This is a genomic window from Alteromonas sp. 38, assembly GCF_902506055.1.
GTDB classification, from domain to species: Bacteria; Pseudomonadota; Gammaproteobacteria; order Enterobacterales; family Alteromonadaceae; genus Alteromonas; species Alteromonas lipotrueae.
Genome location: NZ_LR733300.1, coordinates 25,986 through 45,058, shown reverse-complemented (window position 1 = coordinate 45,058; position 19,073 = coordinate 25,986). Strand labels below are relative to the sequence as shown.

Below are 19,073 nucleotides of genomic sequence, written 5' to 3'. Positions count from 1 at the left end.
TACTAACAATTTGTTGGAAAAAGTAGCGTTTTTCGAGTAGATCGGGTAATTTAACCGCATCTAAGAATAAGCTCTTTTTACTTGCCGGCGAACGGAATGTCATCAGATTCAACGCAATATGAGTTGACAGAAGAAGAGCTGCGGGAAATTATACCGCAGCTTCAACAACTCACTAATAAATATAAGCGTGCTGAACGCGTTCAGAAAGCGCTATTCGACATTTCCGAGCTTGCAAGTTCTGTTAGTCATCTAAACCGCCTTTATACTGCTATTCATGAAATCATTGCTGATTTCATGAACGCTGATAATTTCTTTGTTGCCTTCTATGAACAAGAAAGTCAAATTGTCGACTTCACCTATTTTGTTGACGAATTTGACGAGCAAACTGTGAAGCAATTACCTGCCGATTCGTTAATGGACGGTATGACTGGCTATATACTGCGCACCGGTCAGCATTTGTTTTACAAACGTTCAGAAGAGCAAGTGTTCGCTGAAGATCATGGTATCAAGTTAGTAGGCTCACAGCCTTTCGAATTACTTGGGGTTCCTTTGAAACGTGGCAGCCAGGTAATAGGTGCCATGGTGGTTCAAACCTACGACGACGGCGTGCATTACACCCAAGAAGACTTAGAAGTACTGCTGTTTGTTTCTCAGCACATTGTGACCACGGTTGACCGGGTTAAAAACCGCGAACTTACCGAACGTACCATTCGTGAACGTACTCGCCAGCTAAGAAAAATTAACGACGACCTTCAAGAAGAAATTCTAGAGCGCCAAAAAGTAGAGTCGTTACAGCAAGCCTTGTTTGAAATTTCTGAATTAGCAGCAAACCTAGAAGGCGACATGTCGGTCTTCTATTCTAGCTTGCACGAAATTCTAGCCCGCTTAATTAGTGCACCAAACTGCTTCATCTCTATTATTGATGAATCGAAGCAAATGCTGGAGTTCCCGTATTTCAGTGATATGGAACATGCGGAAGTGGAATCTCGCCCTATGGGGTTGGGGTTAACTGAATTTGTACTGCGTACCGGCCAAGCTGAACTGATTAACCCACCTAGGGTATTAGAACTTGCCGAGGCGGGTGAAATTGACGTGTCTGTTGCCCAAACCATGCTAAACAGTGCCAACTCTTGGCTAGGGTCTCCCCTAGTGGTAGATGGTGAAGTGTTTGGGGTAATTGCGGTGCAAACCTATGGTAAGCATGCCAAATACACCGCAAGAGACTTAGAGCTACTACGCTTTGTTTCGCACCATATTGCAGTAACCATGGAGCGTAAGCGCAGTACTGAAGAAATTCATCGCCACAACAGTGAGCTAGAGCTTAGAGTTGCTGCGCGCACAGCCGAGCTTGATAGAGCTAACAAATACTTAAAGCAGCAGATTGAAGAGCGTAAAGAAATTGAGCTTAAGCTTATTCACGACGCGCATCACGACTCACTTACCGACCTTCCGAACCGGTCAATGTTTACCAGTAGGCTTGAACTAGCCATTGCCAGTAAGCAGCGCTACGCCGAAAACTACTTTGCTGTTTTATTTATCGACTTAGATAGGTTTAAGGTTATTAACGATACCTTAGGCCATCACGCGGGTGATGAGTTCTTAGTTGAAGTGGCTAGGCGTATTGCAATATGCATTCGTGGGCATGACTTGTTAGCCCGATTAGGTGGCGATGAGTTTGTTGTATTACTCGATAATTTTGAAGATTTAACCGACGTACAAGAAGTTGCGTCTCGTATTATCAACTCTATTTCAGAACCATTTTTATTAGACGGCCGCGAAATGTATTCGGGTGCCAGTATCGGTATAGCTAATTTAGAATCGTATTATCGTAGTGCCGATGAAGTACTGCGTGACGCTGATGCCGCTATGTACCAAGCCAAAACTTTGGGCCGTGGCCGATTTGTTATGTTCGATAAGAGCATGCGCGACCGCCTAATTGAAGAACTTGAACTAGAAAACGAATTTCGCCGGGCCTTGCGCGATGAAGAGTTTGAATACTTTTTACAGCCTGTGATTGATTTAAGAGACAACACAACGCTTTATAACGAGATGTATGTGCGTTGGAGTCACCCTACTTTTGGCAAAATAGCCCGAGAGCAGTTTCGCCAAGTGGCTGAACAAAGTGGCTTAACGTTAGATTTAGATTTGTTTCAGTTACGCAAAGCCTGTGAGTTACTGGCCCACGCGAAAACGACAGGTGAAGACACTGGCCGTATTGCGGTGAACGTTTCTATTATTCATTTGCTGCAAGCGTCTATGGTGAATCAAATGATTTCGCTGATAGACGAATACAAAATATCGTCCCATGATCTGGTATTCGAGTTCGATGAAAACGACTTAAATCGCCGTTCACAGTTTATATTACCTGCTATTAAGAAGTTGAAACGCGCTGGGGTTACCTTGGTGCTAGATAACTTTGGTAGCGGTTTAGCATCGCTTAGTTACTTATTTGCCTACCCGTTCGATTTCATCAAAATAGACCACCGGTTTGTGCGTTCGCTACCGCGTTCGCAGCGAAACCTTAAACTTATTCAATCAGTAATGCTTATTTCTGAGCACCTTAAATTTAAGGTTATTGCCGAAGGCGTTGATGCCCCCGCACAGCTAGATGCGCTAACTGACATTGAGTGCAATTATGGGCAGGGTAAAGTGCTTACTCGCGCTACCGTTCTTGATATGAAAAAGCTAGCAGGCTAGCTGTTTGTTGTTATCATCCCCCGCTATTTATCACTAATATCTTTTCATTCAGATTATCAGTGAGGGTTGTTGCTGTGACTTGTATCACCCTACAATAGTAACCGTCTGCGCTACTTTTTACCCAGCATGTCTCTTAAATTAGCGATACTACTTTGCCCTTTTTGCTGACGCACTTCGGCACTTTCTTTAGGCTTTTGATTTTCCCATTGAAGATCGTCTGTGGGCAGCTCATACAGGAAGCGGCTTGGCTCGGGGTTGATGACTTCACCGAATTGACGGCGCTCTTTTGCTAGACTAAAAATAAGCTCTCGCTGCGCGCGGGTTATGCCTACATACGCCAAGCGACGCTCTTCTTCTACGTTGTCTTCATCTACACTGCTTTGATGCGGTAACAAACCTTCTTCCATGCCCACTAAGAACACAATTGGAAACTCTAGCCCTTTGGAAGCGTGCAGTGTCATTAGTTGTACTTGATCGCCATCGCCGTCGTCTTCGCCTCGCTCCATCATGTCGCGTAAAATAAGGCGGTTTACTACTTCGGTTAGGTTCATGGGACTATCAAGCTCGTTGCCTTCTAGCATGTCGGTTACCCAGCCAAATAGCGTACTCACGTTAGCCATGCCCATTTCAGCCGCTTTAGGGCTAGCGCTTTGTTCGTATAACCATTCTTCGTAGCTCATCGACTTGATCATGCCACGAAGGGCGTCCTTAGTGTCGCCACGAGTTGCGTTATCAGCCACTTCTACTATCCAGCGAGCAAACCCCGATACGGCATCGTAAGCTTTACCAGATAGCACACTGTTCAAATTAGGATGGGTAGCCGCTTCAAACATGGGTACGCCTAAGCTATTGGCAAAGTTGCCGAGTTTTTCCAGCGTTACACGCCCTATGCCGCGACTTGGCCTGTTAATTACCCGTAGTAATGCGTTGTCATCATCTTGGTTCACCAACAAACGCAAGTAAGCCATGATGTCTTTCACTTCGGTGCGCCCGAAGAACGACATACCACCACTAATTTTATATGGAATACGGTTGCTCATCAGTAGCTTTTCGAACAAGCGACTTTGGTGGTTTCCTCGGTATAAAATGGCGTAGTCTTTAAACTTAGTACGGTTCATAAACTTGTGCGCTAACAGTTCAGCCACCACTCGTTCAGCTTCGTGTTCTTCGTTTTTTGCTTCTATGACTCTAAGCTGCTCACCGTATTGCAGTTCTGAGAACAGGGTTTTGTCGAACAAATGGGGGTTGTTCTGAATAAGGATGTTCGCGCAATGCAGTATTCGCCCTGAAGAGCGGTAATTCTGCTGTAGCTTTATTACATTCAAGCGCGGGAAATCTTGCTGTAGCAAGTTTAAGTTTTGTGGCTTAGCACCGCGCCATGAATAAATAGATTGGTCGTCGTCGCCTACCACGGTAAAGCGCGAGCGCTCACCTACCAATAGCTTTACCAGCTCATATTGACTGGTGTTGGTATCCTGGTACTCATCCACCAGCAGATAACGAATTTTGTTTTGCCACTTGGCTCGTGCGGTTTCACTGGTTTTTAATAGCAGTGTGGGCAACAAAATAAGATCATCGAAATCAAGCGCGTTGTAAGCACGTAAGTTATCTTGATAGCGCTTATAAGCTTCGGCAAATTCCCGTTCACCGGTACTGGTGGCTTGCTTTAATAACGCCTCGGGCAGCAGTAAGTCGTTCTTCCAATTCGAAATACAGCTTTGTAATAGCGAAAGCTGATCTTTGTCGCCGTCTAGCGTGTCTTCGGTTAAATCGGTTAATAGTGCCAACGAGTCTTTGTCATCGAACAATGAAAAACCAGGCTTTAAGCCTAGCTCTTTAATATGGGCTTTTATAATGGTTAGCCCCATGGTGTGAAAGGTACATACCTTCAAACCACGTGCTTCTGGCTTACCTAAGGTTTCGGCTACCCGCTCTTTCATTTCTCGGGCGGCTTTGTTGGTAAAGGTTACCGCGGCGATATACCGTGCTGGCATATCGCAATTTCTTACTAGGTGCGCAATTTTGTTGGTAATAACCCGAGTTTTACCACTGCCGGCACCGGCTAAAACTAAGCAGGGGCCCGACACAAAAGTGACAGCTGATTGTTGCGCATCGTTTAATTTCATTGCGTTCCTAAAACCTAACAGGTGTAATGTGTGCCATGCTTTTCTTTAATGTGCTTTTTCATTGCAAGAAGTGGCGATACCGATAGAATAGAAGCCTATTCTAACGAAGCGCATTATAAGGGAAATCCATGTTGGATCCGAAAAAACTCGAAGATTTAGCGAAACAGATTGCTGACGCCGTACCACCGGGTGTGCGTAACATGGCTGAAGGCGCAGAAGGTAAAATTAAACAGGTTTTACAGTCGCAGCTTTCGAAGCTTGATTTAGTCACTCGTGAAGAGTTCGATATTCAAAGCCAGGTGCTTATTCGCACTCGCGAAAAGTTAGACGCAATGGAAGCTCGCATTGTTCAATTAGAAGCGAAAGCGGCAGAAACAACCAAACCTGAATAGCTTTTTACTCATTAATGCTAAGCGGTTCATTGTGTTAGCTAATAACTGAACCGCTTAACCTATCCAAAAATTTGCCACTAAACCTAACGTAAATACCAAGCCCACATAGTGATTTTCAATAAAGGCCGTAAAGCAGCCTTCTCGCTGTCTGTTCTTAATAAATTGATACTGGCGGTAAAACAGCCCTGCCCCTATGATTAGCGATAAGTAATACGGCCAATGTGCTTCGATAGCCACGCCAATAAAATACAAAATAACTAGCATGGTGGCTTGAAGCCCAATAATGATAGGCACGTCGTATTTGCCGAATAAAATGGCGGTTGATTTCACCCCTATTTCTAGGTCGTCGTCTCTGTCTACCATGGCATACATGGTGTCGTAGGCTACCGTCCATAATAGATTCGCCACAAACAGCCACCAACCATACGCTGGCACAGTTTCAGACACGGCCATAAACGCCATGGGTATTGCCCACCCAAAGGCAGCACCCAATACCACTTGCGGTAAGTGGGTGTAGCGTTTCATAAAGGGGTAACTAGCAGCTAGTAACAGCGCAATTACAGATAAAGCAACGGTTTGCCAATTTAGCATCAGCACTAACAAGAAGGCCAATACGATTAGACCCGCAAACAGGGTTAGTGCTTGGTTAGTGGTAACTTCGCCCGTGGCCAGTGGCCGCGTGGCAGTGCGTTTTACGCTGCCATCTACTTTTCTATCGGCGTAGTCGTTAATAACACAGCCCGCTGAACGCATAACTACCACGCCGGCGGTAAAAATAAGCGCGATGCCGACACTCGGTAAGCCTTCAGAGGCCATAAGTAATGCCCAAAAAGTAGGCCAAAGCAGCAGGTAAATACCCACTGGCTTATCTAGCCTCATCAGGCGAATATAAGCAGATGGATGCTGCTTTATATGATTGATATTCTGGGCTAGATTAAGAGTCAGTGCCATTGTCGTACCTTGAATAATAAACGGGGGCATCGGGTAGAAATACTTCAGCCACTATCATGCTGTCTTCACCCAACGTAAACAATGAACGTCGGCCCCATAATTGTTGGTCGCGTTCAAAGCCTAATGCTATTGCTGGCAAGCAACATAGTTCAAATTCTGAACGTAAAAACCTAGCATCATTAAACAGTCGCTTACCTAAAGGTTCACTGCCTAAATTTGCTAACTCAGCTTCAATCAAACGCTGAGGAATAACCGAACGAGCAAAAACCCATGGTAGAGTATTGCCACACAACAGTACTTCTCGCACCTGGAATGCCTGTGAAGTCTGATGTGTTAGCGAATTCGATAGCAGGCTTTGCTCATTGGCATGAAGTGCAGTTTCAGCCTGCCCTAGTACGTTTAATGAAAATTGATGGCAAAGCGACTGCACCCGCTCGGTTAACGAACCTGTATCTAACAACCAATTTTTTAAATATGGATTGTTACGGGGCCCACTGTCGGCTTGCATCCACTCTACATTTAGGCCAACGGGAAAGCTGCTAGGAAAACTCACTACCAAATCTCTGTCATAATTTTGCACGATAAAAAAAGTATCATATCACTTGTTGGTGACATGGTGGTTTATCTGATTGCAAATAGCTAGCATATTGATTTTACGTGTACCTTAGTACTTTTGCAGTAGTGTCATTAACCTATGATTTGCTACACTACAGCCTGTCATTTAAATTAATTGGTATTTTCGGCTCAAATCATGACAAAGTCACTTGCTTCACGTTTTATAGCTACCGCTCTATTAGTTAGTAGTGCTTTCACGCCTGCATTTGCGCAAGAAAAGGCAAACTTTGCTTATCTTGGGTTAGAGCCAGACATCGTTACCAATTATATTGGCGAGTCTTCAAAAAAGCTGGGGTACGTTCGCGTTACCGTTGAATTAATGATTTATGACGTAGATCAGTTAGAAATTGCGGAGCACCATATGCCGCTATTACGTGCAACCGCCATCGATATTTTCGGCAGACAACCTGAAGAAAAAGTAAAATCGCTAACGGGCAGAGAAGATATTCGCCGTGCCATTCTTAAAGCGCTTCAAGATCATATGAAAAAAGAAACCGGTGGCGAGGTTGTCAAGAACGTTATTTTCACTAAGTATTTATATCAGGGCTAAACGCTACTACAGCAGCACCGAGTCAATAAAGCAGGCGCTATTGCCCCTGCTTTCGTTTATCGGCCCCAAGACTTAGCAGCCCCGCTAGTAAACAGCCGGTAATTAACCCCGCAGTGTGCGCCGCGTTGGCCATATTCACCCACAACACATCGGCAAAGCCTAATACTAGCCACACCAACATAAAACCAACTACCGATTTAGGCAGCGACAAGCCCCACTGTGGCTTCAACCAACCTAACCACCATACAAAGCCCATTACGGCGTATACCACCCCCGAAAGACCACCAAATAGCATTAAGTTACCCTGCACTGGCGTGGTAAACATGGCTTGAGCCACGTTTGATATAATGGCCGACAGTGCAAACACCACAAGCAGCATACTTTTGCCAAAAGTACTCTCAATTTTGGCGCCTAGCATGCACCACCAAAGCAGATTGAAGATAATATGTAGTGCGCTGAAATGAATAAATGCGGGGCCTAATAGCCTCCACCATTCATGATTTTCGGCAAGCACACTAAGTGGCTGCATGAGTAAATGTAGCGCGATAGGACTGAATAAGCCTAACAACGATAAACCGTATACCAGCACGCAAAGCAAAAATACAATGCTAGTAAAAGGCACTGATAAAGCGTTGCTAATAAACCCTTTTGCATCGAACTGACGTGAGGGCACTAAATCGACGTTCTCGCCATGCTGCCAAGCGGCTTGCTGGTATTTAGGATTGTTCGGTTGCTGAATAAATTCTTCAGTAATGGCGCGGGCTTTCAGCGCATCGTTGTCGTCTGCCAATAATACAACAAACTCATCCCCCGCTTCAGTAGGCTTAACCGTGGCGCGAATATTCTGGCTACCTAAGTAGTTAGCCAGTAAATGCGCCACGCCTTGCTGACGAAAAGCAATTAAAGGATGGCTCACGAATTTTCAGACACCACAGACTGGCCTAATCGCCATGCTTCAAAACCGCCATCCATACTATAAACGGTGTTAAAACCTTGCTCAGCAATAACCTGCGCGGCTTGCTGGCTGCTTACGCCGTGATAGCACACCACTACAACAGGGGTTTCTTTTGGCGTTTGTTCTACAAAGGCCGCGAAGTTATCGTTATTTAACGGCTTCGCTTCTGGCATGTGACCATTGGCAAATGATTGTGGGTCACGAATATCTACAATGGCTACATCGCCATTGAAGTTTGCTACGTCTTGTACACTAATGTGTGAAAATGCTGTCATTATTGCCAGTCCAGTATAACTTTGCCTGATTGTCCTGACCCCATGGTATCAAAACCTTTCTGAAAGTCATCAACCGAAAAGGTATGTGTGATGATTGGCGATAAATCTAAGCCACTTTGCAGCAGACTTGCCATTTTGTACCAGGTTTCGAACATTTCACGACCGTATATACCTTTGATCACCAAGCCTTTAAAGATAACTTGGTTCCAATCAACTGAAACATCTTGTGGTGGAATACCTAGCATTGCCACCTTACCGCCGTGATTCATTTTCTTTAGCATGTCGCGAAAGGCTACCGGTACGCCCGACATTTCAAGGCCAACATCAAAGCCTTCACTCATACCAAGCTCGTTCATCACGTCTTGCAAGTCTTCTTTGCTAACATCAACGGCGCGAGTAGCGCCCATCTTGCTGGCAAGCTCTAGGCGATACGGGTTGATGTCGGTGATAACCACATGGCGGGCACCCACGTGACGCGCCACTGCAGCTGCCATAATACCAATAGGGCCTGCACCGGTAATGAGTACATCTTCACCCACTAGGTCAAAACTTAGTGCGGTATGTACGGCATTTCCAAATGGGTCGAAAATAGAAGCCAGTTCATCAGAGATGTTGTCAGGGATTTTGAACGCGTTAAAGGCAGGAATAACCAAATATTCTGCAAATGCGCCTGGACGATTTACGCCTACACCTTCGGTATTGCGGCATAAATGGCGACGGCCTGCACGACAGTTTCTGCAGTGACCACAAGTAATGTGGCCTTCGCCAGACACTCTATCCCCAACAGCAAAGCCGCGTACTTCTTGACCCATGCCAACCACTTCACCAACATACTCATGGCCCACTACCATAGGTACAGGAATGGTTTGTTGAGACCAATCGTCCCAGTTGTAAATATGCATGTCGGTACCGCAAATGGCGGTTTTACGAATTTTGATTAATAAATCGTTGTGGCCAACTTCAGGCTCTTGGGTATCTTGAAGCCAAATACCTTTTTCGGCTTTTGCTTTAACTAACGACTTCATGCAATCACTCCCATTTCACGGCCTACTTCAATAAATGCATCAATGGCTTTGTCTACGTGTTCAATAGAATGCCCTGCTGACATTTGGGTACGAATTCTGGCTTGTCCTTTTGGCACTACTGGGTATGAGAAACCAATCACATAAATGCCTTTTTCAAGCAGCTTGTCTGCCATGTCGCTAGCAATGCGTGCATCGCCTAGCATTACCGGAATGATGGCGTGATCTTTACCAGCAAGGGTAAAGCCCGCGTCTTCCATGCGAGCACGGAAGTGTGCCGAGTTGCGCCACAGTTGTTCGCGTAGTGCGGCGCCATCTTTCATCATCTCGAATACTTTTAAAGACGCCGATACAATAGGTGGCGCAACAGAGTTTGAGAATAAGTAAGGACGAGAGCGTTGACGCAACCATTCAACCACTTCTTTTTTACCTGATGTATAGCCGCCTGATGCGCCGCCTAGGGCTTTACCTAAGGTGCCGGTGATAATATCAACGCGACCCATTACGCCGCAGTATTCATGGCTACCTTTGCCATTTTCGCCTAAAAACCCCGTGGCGTGGCAATCGTCTACCATTACCAATGCATCGTACTTTTCAGCCAGATCACAAATGCCTGCTAGGTTGGCAATAACACCGTCCATCGAGAATACGCCATCTGTGGCAATCACTTTAAAGCGTGCCCCGTCGGCAATGGCTTGCTTAAGCTGGTCTTCCAATGCTTCCATGTCGTTGTTGGCATAACGGTAGCGCTTAGCTTTACATAAACGTACGCCGTCGATGATGCTGGCATGGTTTAGCGCATCGGAAATAATAGCGTCTTCTGGGCCAAGTAAGGTTTCAAATAACCCACCGTTAGCATCGAAGCATGAGGGGTATAAAATGGTATCTTCGGTACCTAGGAAGCCACTGATTTCAGTTTCTAGCTGCTTGTGTATGTCTTGCGTACCACAAATAAAGCGCACAGACGCCATACCAAACCCGTGGGTTTCAAGGCCGTTTTTGGCCGCAGCGATAAGGTCGGGGTGATTAGCCAACCCCAAATAGTTGTTCGCACAGAAGTTGATGACATGCTCGCCATTAGCCACGTCTATATCTGCTTGTTGCTGTGAAGTAATAACGCGCTCTTTTTTATACAGACCATCTTCTTTAGTGGCCTCAATTTGCGCTTGCAGGTGAGAGATAAATGCCGCTGACATGTCAGACTCCGAAATTAAAAAAAATGTATTTTAAAGAAAGCGATAGAAAGCTTACACAAGAAAGGGGGCGTTTTAACAGTATTAAAACTCGCAGCCGTAAACTTTTTCGTACACTTGTTAGCTATAGCTAACAAATCTAGCAGGCTAGTAGGCCTTACTCGTTAGATTGCGTGCTGTCCCATATGCCCAAGTGTACGTTTTTGCTTAGGGTAGTCCAAATATCTGGCTCTGGAATAGGCCGACTAATTAAGTACCCCTGCCCCATCTGACAATCAAAGTGACATAGCATTTCAAATTGCTCTGCTGTTTCAATACCTTCAGCTACCACAATTAACCCCATTTTTCGCACCATGGCAATAGTGGAATGCACGATGTTTCTATCGTCAGCATTCTCGATGATATTGGCAACGAATGAACGGTCGATTTTTATGAAGTCTGCAGGTAGTGATTTTAAGTAACTGAGTGACGAATAGCCCGTTCCAAAATCATCAATGGCCAGTGTACACCCCATATCTCTAATAGTACGCATAATAGAGGTTGCCCGCTCAATATCGGTGACCAATACCGTTTCAGTTAATTCCAAACATACTTGGGATGGCGAAATATCATTGCGAATAATTTGTTGCTGTAAAAAATCAGGAAGACTGGGATCGAGAAACTGCCCCGCAGAGAGGTTAATCGCTAACTTCACATTCGGGTAACCGTTCGCGTTAAGCTCTCTAATGAGGTAGGTAGCCTTGGCTATCACCCAGTAATCAAGCTCTAGCATGAAAGAGGTATTTTCAAGCGAAGGAATAAACTCTGCCGGTGATATGGTGCCCTTAACAGGGTGATACCAACGAAGCAGTGCTTCGAACCCTATTAACTCATTGGTTCGCAGGTCGATTTGTGGCTGCAAGGCTAAACTAAACTGACTTTCCCTTAGGGCCACCCGCGCTTCGGCTTCAAGTTCAACCTTTTTCATTACCTTCAGGTTCATAGTGGCATCGTAAACTCTAAAGCTCGCGCCTTTTTTCGATTTTGCTTCGTACATAGCAATATCGGCATGCCGCAATAGCTCCACTGGCGTAGCTCTGGCATGGCGGCTCACGGCTACACCTATACTGATAGAGACGTAGAATTGCATGCCATCCACTTCAATGGGCTGGTCGAATTCTTCAATAATTTTCTTCGCAACGTGTTCCACTTGTTCTTTGTTTTCGATGCTAGATAACAATACAACGAACTCATCACCACCAAATCGTGACGCAATATCGGTTTCCCTGATAGGTCGTGATATCCGCATAGCGGCTGCTTTTAAAAGCTTATCCCCCACGTCATGACCATAGCTGTCGTTGACTTTTTTAAAGTCGTCTAAGTCCATGAACATCAGTGCAACCAACCTATCGTCTCGCGCGGAGTGGGCAAGTTGGTTTTCAATCTGAAAGGTCAGCATATTCCGATTTGGCAGGCCGGTAAGCACATCAAACATAGCCATTTTTTCAAGCTTGGCAGTATTCACCGCCATTTGGCCATCGAAATCTTCCAACTGTTTTGCCAGTGCATTGGCGGCATCCTCTACCACATCAAGTTCGTCGTTTAATCGCCAAAGCGATGCGTGCTGCTTTTTTTCAACCAGTTTGCGGTATTCGATAAATTTGTGGTCGGCAAGCATAGGCAAACGTTCACTTATACCTAATAGCCTCAAGCGGTATTGATTAAGAAAGAGCCTTAGAAGCAATGAGAACACGATAAACAGCACAATCGCACTGATTATAACCAGTAGTTCGTACTGCTCTTTTTGATGTACTAATGCAGAAATATCTTGCACAACCATGAGGTAAGGCTGCTCTGTTAAGCTGTGGGGGAAGGCCAATAAACTGACCGATAGTTCTTTTCCTTGAAACGACACCCGAAGCCCTTTAACCACTAACTTTTCTACACTCCAATCTTTAGGGAAGGCGGCAATGAGCTCGGCTAAATAATCTTGGTTAGATTGTGAAAGCTGGCTGGACAGCGTTAAGGCGGGTTCATTTTCAGTGCCTTGTTTATGCTGAACCATCACAACCTTATGAGCGTCGGTAGAGCGATTAAACAACGACAAAAGTTCACGCAATGAAGCAGACAAAATAACGACAGGAACCACCTCGTCATCGGTCATAATAGGCACTGATAAATAATGTGTGCATACACCCTCGCAGCGAATTAACGCTCTACTGCTAAGAGACTGCTGCGTGCTACGCACCAATTTTAGAACAAAATCACTGACGGGGGCTGGCTGCTCTCCTACTACGCCGTCTTGGTCAAACAGATACAACTGTTCCACATGAAAGTTCAGCATCAGGTATTCCTGATTTCGCTGAAGTTTTTCATAAAAATAATCTAAATCTTGATGCTTCGCCATTTCGATGTGGCTAAACATGTCTACCCATAACACCATACGGTTATGCAGAATATCTTCGAAAAGCTGAAGTCGACGCTGGTTTTTTAGTTGCTCTTCTTGCTGCTGAAAAACCAGGCTTGAATCAGACTCTCGAATCAGCACCATAGAAATGACCACTGTGACGGTTAGCACCATCGCCATCAACATAATGATGGTTTTAGTGGTAAAGGACATCTCCACTTTCATGAGTTAACCTAGAACCAGTACATCAGCTGTACAGACCACATACGCCAGTGTTCCTGCGAATGATCTCTTATACTAGGGTCGAGTAAGCTCACGACTCTTGCGGCTCCGTCAACCCAATGATGCTCGGCCTGTAAACGCCATCTAGGCGAGATATCCCACCTTGCCCCAACGGTCACTGTATCCATATAACCAAAGTAAGAAGGAACAAGGCCCCCAGTACTTATTTCAAGGGCATCCCCATTGGGATCATTGTCGTTGTTCACATAGGTGTCGTAGCCAATAAGGCCGCTAAAACGGTTGTTAAATAGGTACCTAAATTGAACAAAACCGCCTTCACCGGTTAGCCTATCGACATAATCAGGTGCAAAGAGGCCATCATATTCTTGTAATTCTCTTACTAGCTCGGTACTTAATTGCCATTTTTCGCTAAAATATTGCATAGAAAACATTAATCTACGAATGCTAGCGCCACCGTCTAATCGATTGTCCACTTCTGCTGCCTTATATCCGAAATCGGACTCAAGCCAACTTACGCCAACTCTCCAAGCCATACTAGCCGGTTGCCAAAAAGCGCTGGCTTGGTGCACAAAGTCTTGCTCTATACTCCCCTTGGCATCGTCGCCTAGGAAGAAGTCTCTTTGAGCGTCATTCAATGGAGAACGACCGTAACTCCAATTTACTTCCCAAATGTTGTCCGTTGAGTATTTCTTAAATTTTGCCTGAAGCCCGTCACTACCTAACGCGATATCACGAAAGCCATCGAAGTAAACTGATTGAGGGAGAACCGTGGTATCTCTCGTTTGGGGAACATCGCGAGTTACTGAATATAACCAGTGCGTATTTTTGAAGCGGCCTATGTGTACTTGTGCTTGCCACCCAGCCACATCGGGCATAGTCCAATCTACAAACAGATAATCTAACCTTGTCCCCTTTTCAAACCTATTCCCCGCATCCAAATAAACCACCTGCCCGGCAACTGATAAATTATTACTCAAGCGGTAATGGCCGTTAATACCTACTTCAGACAACTCACCAGTAATATTATTATCTTCGGTAATAAAATTGCCATCAATCGATTGTGTTAGTCCTTGCGCTATATACCCATGCCATGAAAACTTAGGCTCTTCTTGTGCCATGACCATTGAGCTAGATGCCGCAAGTAAAACCGCGCGTAGAAACCATACGAACACTTGCTTATTCATTGTTCACGCACCTCAATAATTTGTTCATTTTTTATTTTGTCGATATCTGCATACCCTATAGCGCCTGCAGTACTCTCTACCATTTTAAGAAGGGCTTCTTGGGATGATACCCGTGTAGGTGTAACACCTTGACCAGAATACGTAAGTTGGTCCCAAAGGCGAGAGAGTTGGTAAGGAAACATTTGTAAGTTTTCACGACAAAATGCTTTGTGTAGAGTGTGAACATCTTCAAGCACAACAACGTGGATTTTTTCTCCGTCGCGCCAGTATTGTTTGTGGCCGGTAAATATTTGGCGCAATTCTGACTGAGTAAGGGATGTGGTATCCACTGACTCATTGGCGACCACGACGGCCTGTTGTGCGAGCGCAACTGGACTACAAGTTAAAAATAGCATGCTGAGCACCAGTGCCGAGTACTCGGTATTGCTAGTTAAAGCTCGTATTCGCTTAATCAATGCGAGCATAATCACCAAAGGGGGCTCTCCATGTCTTAGAAAAATTGGCGCGTGTAAGCTAAGTGTAGATAATGGTTAAAAGAAATTCCCAGAAATAGTGCGTATTCGTTAAAGCACTACTTTAATTTTTGAAAAAACCGCATCAGTGGTAACACCTTTCATCAAGTTATCGCCCTTCGCGCGAATTCCCCAAGGTAATTGTTCCCACTTTTTTCCTTTTTGCATTTCAATACACGCATCGTACACAGAAACCGTGTTATCTATACTGTTATACGGCCCCGTGCGAATAGGGTTCGAATGCGCATATAATCCAATAACGGGTGTGCCTACGGTAGTAGCCATGTGAGCAGGACCGGTATCGGGTGCAAGCACTAAACTCGCGTGCTTTAGCAATACCAATAATTGGTGAAGACTGGTTTTGCCAGTAAAGTCTGCTTTTATACTGGGCTTATACGCTGAAATAGCATTGGCAGTGGTTTTATCGAGCTCACCAGGCCCCCCGACTAATATGACTGATTTACCTTGTTGTGATAAGTAGTCAGCAGTTTCAGCGTACCTTTCAGGAAGCCAGTTACGTTCTGCCTTGCTGGCAGCAGGCGCAATTACAACATAGTCGCCTAATGCCTCGGCTTGCTTTCTACCCCAACGCTCATCTTCTTCGCTAACAGGAATATTCCATGATGGCGTATCGACTTTTGGTACACCTAGCGCATCGGCAAAATCCATAAAGCCATCAAGCACGTGAGAGTATTGACGTGGCGCGACTCGCTCGTTAGCGAATAACCAGTGCAGCTCTTTGCTTCTGGCCCAGTCGAAGCCAATTCTGCGCTTCGCCTTTATAACTCTAGAGGCTAGGTTCGCGCGCAAGGCAACTTGCATCATAAGCAGTGCGTCGAAGGTTTCACCTTTCACTGCATTTTTTAAGCTCTCAACGGCGGCTTTGCCTTGTTTTTTATCAAAAATGATAAAGCGCACATTCGGCATTAGCTTAACCAGCTGATACTCTACCTTGCCAATGACCCAAGTTAACTCAGCGTCCGGCCAATGGGTTTGAATACGTGTTACCATAGCGGCTGCATGGCAGACATCACCAATAGCAGATAGACGCATTAAGCAAATCTTTTTTCCCACAAATGCTCTCTCGTTGCTGAAATGCCGAAATAATTCATTAGAATGGTAAATTTTACCATAAGTAACGGGCGTCATGGCGATAATACGACGAGACTTAGGTGCTGGGCATCACTTCTTATACAACGATGAACTCATGACTGAACCTAGCGTAGATATGTTCAGTCATGAATTTTGGCTATTCCAAAATAAAATTACCGGTGAGGCCAAAGGCCGTGGTACCACTGTTTTTATCGACCATGATGCTCAGCATTGGGTGCTACGACATTTTAAGCGTGGCGGATTGGTTGGGAAATTACTTAGTGATCAGTACTTTTTTCTTGGTGTAGAGCGTTCTCGTCCGTTTGAAGAGTTTCGCCTTTTGACTAAAATGCGAGAACATGGCCTGCGTGTGCCTGTACCGGTTGGCGCCCGCATTCATCGCCGTGGTTTTATTTATCGTGGGGATCTTATTACCCAGAATATTCCGGCAAGCCAAGACTTGCATCACATGCTTACCCGAGAACCCTTGTCAAAAGATGATTGGTATGCGGTGGGCGAAGCTTTGGCTAAAATGCATGCCTGCCAGATTTATCATCACGATGCGAACATCAGAAATATTATGATGGATAATGAGCGTAATATTTGGTTGATCGATTTTGATCGCTGTCATGAACGTCGCGGACACCATTGGAAGAAAGATAACCTGTCCCGTTTGTTACGCTCGTTGAATAAAGAAAAAGGCTTGAACACCCAGTTTTACTGGACTCAAGATGACTGGCAGTATTGTTTAGCGGGCTATAGAAGCAGCTGAATTGCAATTGCATCTACCCATATTTATCGATACTGTTGCCCTACAACAATAAAGATTAGATTAACATGCATACACGAGCACTTTATCCAGGCACTTTTGATCCCATTACCAATGGGCACGCAGACCTGATAGAAAGGGCATCACAGCTTTTCTCTCGGGTCATAGTTGGTATTGCCGCGAACCCCAGCAAACAACCCTTATTCACCCTTGATGAAAGAGTGGAAATGATTCGCAAGGTCACCGCCGATTTACCGAATGTAGAAGTGATGGGTTTCACAGGCTTACTTGCAGATTTTGCCGATGAACAACAAGCCACCATTCTTATTCGCGGATTACGTGCGGTATCTGATTTCGAATACGAATTTCAGCTAGCCAACATGAATCGCCGTTTGAATCCAAAATTAGAAAGTGTGTTTTTGACACCAGCAGAAGAAAACTCTTTTATATCATCTACGTTAGTAAAAGAAGTGGCGCTGCATCGGGGTAAAGTAGGTGGTTTTTGCCATCCGGTGGTCGATCAAGCATTGCAAGATAGACTGCGCCGCGAAGACTAAAACACTTTAATAATAATATTGTAAAACACACTGGTCTCAACCTGCCTATTGAGCGCAGTGTGTTCTATCTAGCGTCTATACTGACTAGCGCTGACACTGTTTACAAAAGAATGTATTTCGCTGGCCAATCACCTTGCTTTGTATTTCTGTTTTGCATACCTCACATGGTTCCCCTTTTCTTCCATACACATTTAAATGCTGTGCAAAGTACCCAGGGTTACCATCGGTTTGTGCAAAATCTTTTAGCGTTGTGCCGCCTTGTTCTATCGCTTTTGCTAATACTTGTTTAATAATTTGCGTAAGGTTCTTATAGCGGGCGCGGCTTACTTTACCCGCCTCTCTTCTTGGGTCGATACCCGCTAAAAATAAAGCTTCGTTGGCATAAATATTCCCTACGCCCACCACAACAGCGTTATCCATGATGAAGTTTTTTACCGTACTTTTTTTGCCTCTAGACAGAGTGAACAAACGTGTATCATCGAAATCGTCAGTTAATGGCTCTGGCCCAAGGTTGGCAAGTAATTTCAACGCTTCCCCTGGGGGTTGCCATAAGAAGGCCCCAAAACGTCTAGGGTCGTTAAAACGTAAGCATTTCCCCGAAGCCATTACGATATCCACATGATCGTGTTTCGCAACAGGTGTAGACGCATCAATGACTCGCAACTTACCCGACATACCTAAATGCAAAATAAGCGTGCCCGCTTCGGTTTCGATCATGAGGTATTTGGCTCTACGCTTAACGGCTGTCACCTTCTGATCGATAGCTAACGCCACTTCCTCGGGAATAGGCCAGCGCATTCTGCGTTCACGCACAATGATATTTTCTATCGTTTCGTTTAGCAGATAAGGAGAAACGCCTAAACGGCTTACTTCAACTTCTGGTAACTCAGGCATTTTCCCCTCCACCTTTGGGTGATCTAATTCGTTGTAATGAAGATTGGTTAAGTGTCATAGGTTACGGGTAGCAATGATTAGGCTAATACGCTTAATTAACTAGCGGGTTCACTAAGCCAAGGAAGAAGCGTATGCAGCTCAGTATTTTCAAGGGTGTACCAAACGCCGTTGTACTTTACGGTAACCGGCTGCGTATTGTTATAAAACGCAAAGACATGGCCATTTGCTTGCCCTGCTAGCCAGATAACCACCACTATGGGCTCAATTGAGTGAAATGCGTCGTCAACCAAAGACGTGGTTTTAAGCTGAGCAACTTGCCACGCTGCAATTTGATCCTGTGCTGATACTGGTAAGTCGCCTTCAGAGGACACTTGACGCCACTGCTGCCCGTTTCTCTCTAACTTGTTACTGGCATGCTCTATTTTAAGTACGTAGGCGTCAGGTGGCAGTAGCGGCCTTAATTCGGGAGCACTTCGTTTAGGCAGAAAACTATCTAAATTGAAAAGCGCAATCATGACCAACATGGCAACTATAACCACATTGTTCATAGCGCGTTGTGAGAGTCTTGCCACCAGCAGTCCTATTTAACGAATATAGTTTGTATGGTAATGCCTGAGACTGACATATTCCAGCGGCAATATTTTCATATTAGTAAAAGCA

General features: G+C 45.0%; 18 protein-coding genes. 5 read left to right on the top strand and 13 right to left on the bottom strand.

Annotation, left to right across the window (positions count from 1 at the left end):
• The first annotated feature begins 96 nt into the window (after positions 1-96).
• Positions 97-2,697, top strand: coding sequence for a sensor domain-containing phosphodiesterase (locus FLAVO9R_RS00220; RefSeq protein ID WP_159527912.1), 2,601 nt, complete (start codon positions 97-99; stop codon positions 2,695-2,697).
• 110 nt (positions 2,698-2,807) lie between these two features.
• Here the strand turns inward: FLAVO9R_RS00220 and rep are convergent, their stop codons facing one another.
• Positions 2,808-4,823, bottom strand: coding sequence for a DNA helicase Rep (gene rep / locus FLAVO9R_RS00215; RefSeq protein ID WP_159527911.1), 2,016 nt, complete (start codon positions 4,821-4,823; stop codon positions 2,808-2,810).
• A 128-nt stretch (positions 4,824-4,951) separates the two neighbouring features.
• Between rep and ubiK the strand changes: the two genes are divergently transcribed.
• Positions 4,952-5,215 carry a ubiquinone biosynthesis accessory factor UbiK gene (gene ubiK / locus FLAVO9R_RS00210; protein WP_159527910.1) on the top strand — a complete coding sequence of 88 codons (264 nt, stop codon included), beginning with the start codon at positions 4,952-4,954 and terminating at the stop codon, positions 5,213-5,215.
• A gap of 54 nt (positions 5,216-5,269) precedes the next feature.
• On the opposite strand, the gene ubiA is transcribed toward ubiK, so the two are convergent.
• The gene (ubiA, locus tag FLAVO9R_RS00205; RefSeq protein WP_220100017.1) at positions 5,270-6,166 is read right to left on the bottom strand and encodes a 4-hydroxybenzoate octaprenyltransferase; all 897 of its coding nucleotides are present in this window, start codon (positions 6,164-6,166) and stop codon (positions 5,270-5,272) included.
• A complete protein-coding gene (locus tag FLAVO9R_RS00200) occupies positions 6,150-6,719 on the bottom strand; it encodes a chorismate--pyruvate lyase family protein (protein ID WP_159527909.1) in 570 nt (189 codons plus the stop codon). The genes ubiA and FLAVO9R_RS00200 overlap by 17 nt, the downstream gene beginning before the upstream one ends.
• Positions 6,720-6,917: 198 nt before the next feature.
• Here FLAVO9R_RS00200 and FLAVO9R_RS00195 point away from each other — a divergent pair, with 198 nt between their 5' ends.
• Positions 6,918-7,331 carry a flagellar basal body-associated protein FliL gene (locus FLAVO9R_RS00195; protein WP_159527908.1) on the top strand — a complete coding sequence of 138 codons (414 nt, stop codon included), beginning with the start codon at positions 6,918-6,920 and terminating at the stop codon, positions 7,329-7,331.
• A 37-nt stretch (positions 7,332-7,368) separates the two neighbouring features.
• On the opposite strand, the gene glpG is transcribed toward FLAVO9R_RS00195, so the two are convergent.
• The 8 genes from glpG to FLAVO9R_RS00155 form a co-directional block, all read right to left on the bottom strand.
• Positions 7,369-8,247: a rhomboid family intramembrane serine protease GlpG gene (glpG, locus tag FLAVO9R_RS00190; protein ID WP_159527907.1), complete on the bottom strand. Its 879-nt coding sequence runs from the start codon at positions 8,245-8,247 to the stop codon at positions 7,369-7,371.
• Positions 8,244-8,561 (bottom strand): thiosulfate sulfurtransferase GlpE, encoded by a 318-nt coding sequence (gene glpE, locus FLAVO9R_RS00185; RefSeq protein ID WP_013786137.1) that lies wholly within the window; start codon positions 8,559-8,561, stop codon positions 8,244-8,246. The genes glpG and glpE overlap by 4 nt, the downstream gene beginning before the upstream one ends.
• Positions 8,561-9,586, bottom strand: coding sequence for an L-threonine 3-dehydrogenase (tdh, locus tag FLAVO9R_RS00180; RefSeq protein WP_159527906.1), 1,026 nt, complete (start codon positions 9,584-9,586; stop codon positions 8,561-8,563). The genes glpE and tdh overlap by 1 nt, the downstream gene beginning before the upstream one ends.
• Positions 9,583-10,779, bottom strand: a complete 1,197-nt coding sequence (kbl, locus tag FLAVO9R_RS00175) for a glycine C-acetyltransferase (protein ID WP_159527905.1) — start codon at positions 10,777-10,779, stop codon at positions 9,583-9,585. The genes tdh and kbl overlap by 4 nt, the downstream gene beginning before the upstream one ends.
• A gap of 154 nt (positions 10,780-10,933) precedes the next feature.
• A complete protein-coding gene (locus tag FLAVO9R_RS00170) occupies positions 10,934-13,387 on the bottom strand; it encodes a bifunctional diguanylate cyclase/phosphodiesterase (protein ID WP_159527904.1) in 2,454 nt (817 codons plus the stop codon).
• An 8-nt stretch (positions 13,388-13,395) separates the two neighbouring features.
• Positions 13,396-14,589 carry a hypothetical protein gene (locus tag FLAVO9R_RS00165; RefSeq protein ID WP_159527903.1) on the bottom strand — a complete coding sequence of 398 codons (1,194 nt, stop codon included), beginning with the start codon at positions 14,587-14,589 and terminating at the stop codon, positions 13,396-13,398.
• A complete protein-coding gene (locus FLAVO9R_RS00160; protein WP_232370547.1) occupies positions 14,586-14,984 on the bottom strand; it encodes a substrate-binding domain-containing protein in 399 nt (132 codons plus the stop codon). Before FLAVO9R_RS00160 ends, FLAVO9R_RS00165 begins: the two co-directional genes overlap by 4 nt.
• Positions 14,985-15,152: 168 nt before the next feature.
• A complete protein-coding gene (locus FLAVO9R_RS00155; protein WP_159534313.1) occupies positions 15,153-16,154 on the bottom strand; it encodes a glycosyltransferase family 9 protein in 1,002 nt (333 codons plus the stop codon).
• Positions 16,155-16,248: 94 nt separating this feature from the next.
• On the opposite strand from FLAVO9R_RS00155, the gene FLAVO9R_RS00150 reads away from it, so the two are divergent.
• Together FLAVO9R_RS00150 and coaD are read left to right on the top strand one after the other, a co-directional pair.
• Positions 16,249-16,965 carry a 3-deoxy-D-manno-octulosonic acid kinase gene (locus FLAVO9R_RS00150; RefSeq protein WP_013786144.1) on the top strand — a complete coding sequence of 239 codons (717 nt, stop codon included), beginning with the start codon at positions 16,249-16,251 and terminating at the stop codon, positions 16,963-16,965.
• 65 nt (positions 16,966-17,030) lie between these two features.
• The gene (gene coaD / locus FLAVO9R_RS00145; protein WP_159527901.1) at positions 17,031-17,519 is read left to right on the top strand and encodes a pantetheine-phosphate adenylyltransferase; all 489 of its coding nucleotides are present in this window, start codon (positions 17,031-17,033) and stop codon (positions 17,517-17,519) included.
• 84 nt (positions 17,520-17,603) lie between these two features.
• On the opposite strand, the gene mutM is transcribed toward coaD, so the two are convergent.
• Positions 17,604-18,413 (bottom strand): bifunctional DNA-formamidopyrimidine glycosylase/DNA-(apurinic or apyrimidinic site) lyase, encoded by an 810-nt coding sequence (gene mutM / locus FLAVO9R_RS00140; RefSeq protein ID WP_159527900.1) that lies wholly within the window; start codon positions 18,411-18,413, stop codon positions 17,604-17,606.
• Positions 18,414-18,508: 95 nt separating this feature from the next.
• Positions 18,509-18,985 (bottom strand): hypothetical protein, encoded by a 477-nt coding sequence (locus tag FLAVO9R_RS00135; RefSeq protein ID WP_232370546.1) that lies wholly within the window; start codon positions 18,983-18,985, stop codon positions 18,509-18,511.
• Between the last annotated feature and the right edge of the window lie 88 nt (positions 18,986-19,073).

What these genes read in the sequence shown, in the direction of transcription:
- FLAVO9R_RS00220 (WP_159527912.1), top strand. Translation starts at nt 97, where the DNA reads ATGTCATCAGATTCAACGCAATATGAGTTGACAGAAGAAGAGCTGCGG.
- rep (WP_159527911.1), bottom strand. Translation starts at nt 4,823, where the DNA reads ATGAAATTAAACGATGCGCAACAATCAGCTGTCACTTTTGTGTCGGGC.
- ubiK (WP_159527910.1), top strand. Translation starts at nt 4,952, where the DNA reads ATGTTGGATCCGAAAAAACTCGAAGATTTAGCGAAACAGATTGCTGAC.
- ubiA (WP_220100017.1), bottom strand. Translation starts at nt 6,166, where the DNA reads ATGGCACTGACTCTTAATCTAGCCCAGAATATCAATCATATAAAGCAG.
- FLAVO9R_RS00195 (WP_159527908.1), top strand. Translation starts at nt 6,918, where the DNA reads ATGACAAAGTCACTTGCTTCACGTTTTATAGCTACCGCTCTATTAGTT.
- glpE (WP_013786137.1), bottom strand. Translation starts at nt 8,561, where the DNA reads ATGACAGCATTTTCACACATTAGTGTACAAGACGTAGCAAACTTCAAT.
- tdh (WP_159527906.1), bottom strand. Translation starts at nt 9,586, where the DNA reads ATGAAGTCGTTAGTTAAAGCAAAAGCCGAAAAAGGTATTTGGCTTCAA.
- kbl (WP_159527905.1), bottom strand. Translation starts at nt 10,779, where the DNA reads ATGTCAGCGGCATTTATCTCTCACCTGCAAGCGCAAATTGAGGCCACT.
- FLAVO9R_RS00170 (WP_159527904.1), bottom strand. Translation starts at nt 13,387, where the DNA reads ATGAAAGTGGAGATGTCCTTTACCACTAAAACCATCATTATGTTGATG.
- FLAVO9R_RS00165 (WP_159527903.1), bottom strand. Translation starts at nt 14,589, where the DNA reads ATGAATAAGCAAGTGTTCGTATGGTTTCTACGCGCGGTTTTACTTGCG.
- FLAVO9R_RS00160 (WP_232370547.1), bottom strand. Translation starts at nt 14,984, where the DNA reads ATGCTATTTTTAACTTGTAGTCCAGTTGCGCTCGCACAACAGGCCGTC.
- FLAVO9R_RS00155 (WP_159534313.1), bottom strand. Translation starts at nt 16,154, where the DNA reads ATGCGTCTATCTGCTATTGGTGATGTCTGCCATGCAGCCGCTATGGTA.
- FLAVO9R_RS00150 (WP_013786144.1), top strand. Translation starts at nt 16,249, where the DNA reads ATGGCGATAATACGACGAGACTTAGGTGCTGGGCATCACTTCTTATAC.
- coaD (WP_159527901.1), top strand. Translation starts at nt 17,031, where the DNA reads ATGCATACACGAGCACTTTATCCAGGCACTTTTGATCCCATTACCAAT.
- mutM (WP_159527900.1), bottom strand. Translation starts at nt 18,413, where the DNA reads ATGCCTGAGTTACCAGAAGTTGAAGTAAGCCGTTTAGGCGTTTCTCCT.